Origin of the sequence: Altericroceibacterium spongiae, assembly GCF_003610805.1 — a bacterium.
GTDB lineage: Bacteria > Pseudomonadota > Alphaproteobacteria > Sphingomonadales > Sphingomonadaceae > Altericroceibacterium > Altericroceibacterium spongiae.
On sequence record NZ_RAPF01000024.1, the window covers coordinates 1 to 5,602 of the forward strand.

Here is a 5,602-nt window from a genome sequence, read left to right on the forward strand (position 1 = left end):
GGTCGCCAACAGGAACGGGATATTGGTCCTCCGGGAGGAATTTCGGGGATTATTTTTCTGTTTTTGTATTGGTGTGATCTTTGACATTGTAGTTATATGATGAAGGGACATGTGGGCGACGGCGTCCGGTCCGGGGGTTTTAAGGCTCTGGCAACCGGTATTATTAAGTCGTTACCTATATATGTCCTTCGTATCCATTACGTTTGATGTGCAGGTAATGGCTCCTTGAACGTTGGTATATTGGCTGGTTTATGCTGGTTGATATATTGATGAACTCAAACTTGAGAGTTTGATCCTGGCTCAGAACGAACGCTGGCGGCATGCCTAACACATGCAAGTCGAACGAAGTCTTCGGACTTAGTGGCGCACGGGTGCGTAACGCGTGGGAACCTGCCCTTAGGTTCGGAATAACAGTTAGAAATGACTGCTAATACCGGATAATGTCTTCGGACCAAAGATTTATCGCCTTTGGATGGGCCCGCGTTAGATTAGGTAGTTGGTGGGGTAAAGGCCTACCAAGCCGACGATCTATAGCTGGTCTGAGAGGATGATCAGCCACACTGGGACTGAGACACGGCCCAGACTCCTACGGGAGGCAGCAGTGGGGAATATTGGACAATGGGGGAAACCCTGATCCAGCAATGCCGCGTGAGTGATGAAGGCCTTAGGGTTGTAAAGCTCTTTTACCAGGGATGATAATGACAGTACCTGGAGAATAAGCTCCGGCTAACTCCGTGCCAGCAGCCGCGGTAATACGGAGGGAGCTAGCGTTGTTCGGAATTACTGGGCGTAAAGCGCGCGTAGGCGGTTTACCAAGTCAGGGGTGAAATCCCGGGGCTCAACCCCGGAACTGCCCTTGAAACTGGTAGACTAGAATCCTGGAGAGGCGAGTGGAATTCCGAGTGTAGAGGTGAAATTCGTAGATATTCGGAAGAACACCAGTGGCGAAGGCGACTCGCTGGACAGGTATTGACGCTGAGGTGCGAAAGTGTGGGGAGCAAACAGGATTAGATACCCTGGTAGTCCACACCGTAAACGATGATAACTAGCTGTCCGGGTTCATGGAACTTGGGTGGCGCAGCTAACGCATTAAGTTATCCGCCTGGGGAGTACGGTCGCAAGATTAAAACTCAAAGGAATTGACGGGGGCCTGCACAAGCGGTGGAGCATGTGGTTTAATTCGAAGCAACGCGCAGAACCTTACCAGCGTTTGACATCCCGATTTTGGTTTTCAGAGATGGATTCCTTCAGTTCGGCTGGATCGGTGACAGGTGCTGCATGGCTGTCGTCAGCTCGTGTCGTGAGATGTTGGGTTAAGTCCCGCAACGAGCGCAACCCTCATCCTTAGTTGCCATCATTTAGTTGGGCACTCTAAGGAAACTGCCGGTGATAAGCCGGAGGAAGGTGGGGATGACGTCAAGTCCTCATGGCCCTTACACGCTGGGCTACACACGTGCTACAATGGCGGTGACAGTGGGCAGCTAACCCGCGAGGGCAAGCTAATCTCCAAAAACCGTCTCAGTTCGGATTGTTCTCTGCAACTCGAGAGCATGAAGGCGGAATCGCTAGTAATCGCGGATCAGCATGCCGCGGTGAATACGTTCCCAGGCCTTGTACACACCGCCCGTCACACCATGGGAGTTGGTTTCACCCGAAGGCGCTGCGTTAACCCGCAAGGGAGACAGGCGACCACGGTGGGATCAGCGACTGGGGTGAAGTCGTAACAAGGTAGCCGTAGGGGAACCTGCGGCTGGATCACCTCCTTTCTAAGGAATAGTTCGAAAGCGCCGGTTATTGGCCGGAAGGGCTTCGCACTTTTTCAAAGAACATTGCCGTCGTCCTCATGTCCTTTCATCACTGGAGATTGTTACAGATCGCATGGTATTGTCTGTGTGGTTGTGTGGCAGCATCTGAGCTGGCTTTCGTGCCCTGCGGCCCTTGGGCCGTTCAGGGTAAGGATGGGCCGGTAGCTCAGGTGGTTAGAGCGTACGCCTGATAAGCGTAAGGTCGCTGGTTCGAGTCCAGCTCGGCCCACCATTTCTCTGACAACTGCGGGGCCTTAGCTCAGCTGGGAGAGCACCTGCTTTGCAAGCAGGGGGTCATCGGTTCGATCCCGATAGGCTCCACCAGTTTTGGGTGTTGGTGACGTGTGGATTATCTCTGGTGGATGGAACATCATATTCGGGAGCATATTTTTGATATGTTGCCGCTAGCAAGGAAGGGTAACTTCTTTGCGATCTTTGACATTGTGAATGGGTTTTATATCGATGCCGTGGCGCATGGATTGTCTGGTTTACGGACCGGATGAGCTGTGTGACACAACAGATATTATATTGTCTGGCTGAGATTAAGTCCGCACCAGAATGGATGCGGCAGGTTTTATGCAGGCCTGTCGTTGATGGTGCGGGTTCTCAAGCGTGAGGTAAGAGCATTTGGTGGATGCCTTGGCATGTACAGGCGACGAAGGACGTGGCACGCTGCGATAAGCGTCGGGGAGTTGTGAGCAAACTTTGATCCGGCGATTTCCGAATGGGGCAACCCACCTTCACCATTTCTCTCGTTCGATGAGCGATCATCGGGTGAGCGAGGTGGAAAAGGTATCACCTTAGTGAATATATAGCTTTGGTGAAGCGAACCCGGAGAACTGAAACATCTCAGTACCCGGAGGAAAAGACATCAACCGAGATTCCCGTAGTAGTGGCGAGCGAACCGGGACCAGGCCAGTACTTTGCATTCAATTAGCAGAACACTTTGGAAAGAGTGGCCATAGCGGGTGACAGCCCCGTAAGCGAAAATGATGTGCAAAGTCTCGAGTAGGGCGGAACACGTGAAATTCTGTCTGAACATGGGGGGACCACCCTCCAAGCCTAAATACTCGTACATGACCGATAGTGAACAAGTACCGTGAGGGAAAGGTGAAAAGCACCCCGATTAGGGGAGTGAAACAGTACCTGAAACCGAATGCTTACAAGCAGTTGGAGCTTCTTTAGGGAGTGACAGCGTACCTCTTGCATAATGGGTCAGTGACTTAATCTAACATGCAAGCTTAAGCCGATAGGTGTAGGCGCAGCGAAAGCGAGTCTGAACAGGGCGAATTGAGTATGTTGGATTAGACCCGAAACCCGGCGATCTAGGCATGACCAGGATGAAGGTGCGGTAACACGCACTGGAGGTCCGAACCGTTGCATGTTGAAAAATGCTCGGATGAGTTGTGTTTAGGGGTGAAAGGCCAATCAAGCCGGGAAATAGCTGGTTCTCCGCGAAATCTATTGAGGTAGAGCGTCGGATGTATGCCGATGGGGGTAGAGCACTGGATGGGCTAGGGCGGCGCGAGCTGTACCAAACCTAACCAAACTCCGAATACCATCGAGTCTTATCCGGCAGACAGACGGCGGGTGCTAAGGTCCGTCGTCAAAAGGGAAACAGCCCTAACCTACAGCTAAGGTCCCCAAGTCATCACTAAGTGGGAAAGCATGTGGGAACCCCAAAACAACCAGGAGGTTGGCTTAGAAGCAGCCATCCTTTAAAGAAAGCGTAACAGCTCACTGGTCTAAATAAGGGTTCCTGCGGCGAAAATGTATCGGGGCTAAAGTGATGCACCGAAGCTTAGGGTTCAGAATTTATTCTGAGCGGTAGCGGAGCGTTCCGTAAGCGAGTGAAGCTCGAGGGTAACCGAGGGTGGACGTATCGGAAGTGCGAATGCTGACATGAGTAGCGATAAAGAGGGTGAGATGCCCTCTCGCCGAAAGACCAAGGGTTCCTACGCAATGCTAATCAGCGTAGGGTGAGCCGGCCCCTAAGACGAGCCCGAAGGGGGTAGTCGATGGGAACCACGTTAATATTCGTGGGCCTGAAGATGTGTGACGGATTGCGGAAGTTGTTCGATCTTATCGGATTGATCGGGCAGCCATGCCGTCCCGGGAAATAGCCTCTTCATATAGACCGTACCCGAAACCGACACAGGTGGTCAGGTAGAGTATACCAAGGCGCTTGAGAGAAGTATCCTGAAGGAACTCGGCAAATTGCCTCCGTACCTTCGGAAGAAGGAGGCCCTGTCTTAAGGCAACTTTTGGCAGGGGGCACAGGCCAGGGGGTAGCGACTGTTTATCAAAAACACAGGACTCTGCTAAGTCGGCTTCAAGACGACGTATAGGGTCTGACGCCTGCCCGGTGCTCGAAGGTTAAGAGGAGGAGTGCAAGCTCCGAATTGAAGCCCGAGTAAACGGCGGCCGTAACTATAACGGTCCTAAGGTAGCGAAATTCCTTGTCGGGTAAGTTCCGACCTGCACGAATGGCGTAACGACTTCCCCACTGTCTCCAGGATATGCTCAGCGAAATTGAATTCTCCGTGAAGATGCGGAGTACCCGCGGTTAGACGGAAAGACCCCGTGCACCTTTACTGCAGCTTCAGAGTGGCATTAGGAAAGAGTTGTGTAGCATAGGTGGGAGGCTTTGAAACATTGACGCCAGTTGATGTGGAGCCATAGGTGAAATACCACCCTGCTGTTTTCTGATGTCTAACTACGTACCGTTAGCCGGTACTGGGACCCTCTGTGGCGGGTAGTTTGACTGGGGCGGTCGCCTCCTAAAGAGTAACGGAGGCGCGCGATGGTAGGCTCAGGCCGGTTGGAAACCGGCTGCAAGAGTGCAATGGCATAAGCCTGCCTGACTGCGAGACCGACAGGTCGAGCAGAGACGAAAGTCGGTCATAGTGATCCGGTGGTCCCTCGTGGAAGGGCCATCGCTCAACGGATAAAAGGTACGCCGGGGATAACAGGCTGATGATTCCCAAGAGCTCATATCGACGGAATCGTTTGGCACCTCGATGTCGGCTCATCACATCCTGGGGCTGGAGCAGGTCCCAAGGGTTTGGCTGTTCGCCAATTAAAGTGGTACGTGAGCTGGGTTCAGAACGTCGCGAGACAGTTTGGTCCCTATCTGCCGTGGGCGTCGATACTTGAAAGGAGTTGCCCCTAGTACGAGAGGACCGGGGTGAACATACCTCTGGTGTACCTGTCATCCTGCCAAGGGTGCCGCAGGGTAGCTATGTATGGACGGGATAACCGCTGAAAGCATCTAAGCGGGAAGCCTCCCTTGAGATTAGGTATCTTCGAGTCGTGATAGACCATCACGTTGATAGGCCGGGTGTGGAAGCGTGGTAACACGTGAAGCTAACCGGTCCTAATAACTCTGTTCATGCTTGATGAACCCCGCCATCAACGACAGGCCTGCTCAGCAGACCATGTCCAGGGGCGGACTTAAACACAGCCAGACTTCGATATATATATATAACATCCGCAGGCCACATTGCTTGGTGACCATAGCGTCTGTGACCCACCCGATCCCATCTCGAACTCGGCCGTGAAACCAGACCGCGCCAATGGTACTAACGCTCAAGCGTTGGAAGAGTAGGTCGTCGCCAGGCATTGTCGCCTGCGGATAAAACCCATCACAATCAATCAAAAAGCCGCTGCCGGATCACTCCGAGCGGCGGCTTTTGCGTCTGTAACAACACAGACACCCAGCGCGGGGTGGAGCAGTCCGGTAGCTCGTCAGGCTCATAACCTGAAGGTCGCAGGTTCAAATCCTGCCCCCGCAACCA

3 tRNA genes and 3 rRNA genes are annotated in these 5,602 nt (G+C 52.9%); all 6 read left to right on the forward strand.

Annotated features, from left to right (window positions below):
- The first annotated feature begins 277 nt into the window (after nucleotides 1–277).
- The 6 genes from D6851_RS17340 to D6851_RS17365 all read left to right on the forward strand — a co-directional run bounded on the left by D6851_RS17340 (nucleotide 278) and on the right by D6851_RS17365 (nucleotide 5,602).
- Nucleotides 278–1,766, forward strand: a 16S ribosomal RNA gene (locus tag D6851_RS17340).
- 194 nt (nucleotides 1,767–1,960) lie between these two features.
- Nucleotides 1,961–2,037, forward strand: a tRNA-Ile gene (locus tag D6851_RS17345).
- A 16-nt stretch (nucleotides 2,038–2,053) separates the two neighbouring features.
- A tRNA-Ala gene (locus tag D6851_RS17350) sits at nucleotides 2,054–2,129 on the forward strand.
- 283 nt (nucleotides 2,130–2,412) lie between these two features.
- Nucleotides 2,413–5,205 (forward strand): 23S ribosomal RNA (locus D6851_RS17355).
- Nucleotides 5,206–5,310: 105 nt separating this feature from the next.
- Nucleotides 5,311–5,425, forward strand: a 5S ribosomal RNA gene (rrf, locus tag D6851_RS17360).
- The 16S, 23S and 5S rRNA genes sit together here with 3 tRNA genes alongside, the layout of an rRNA operon.
- Before the next feature lie 100 nt (nucleotides 5,426–5,525).
- Nucleotides 5,526–5,602: transfer RNA gene (locus D6851_RS17365), tRNA-Met, on the forward strand.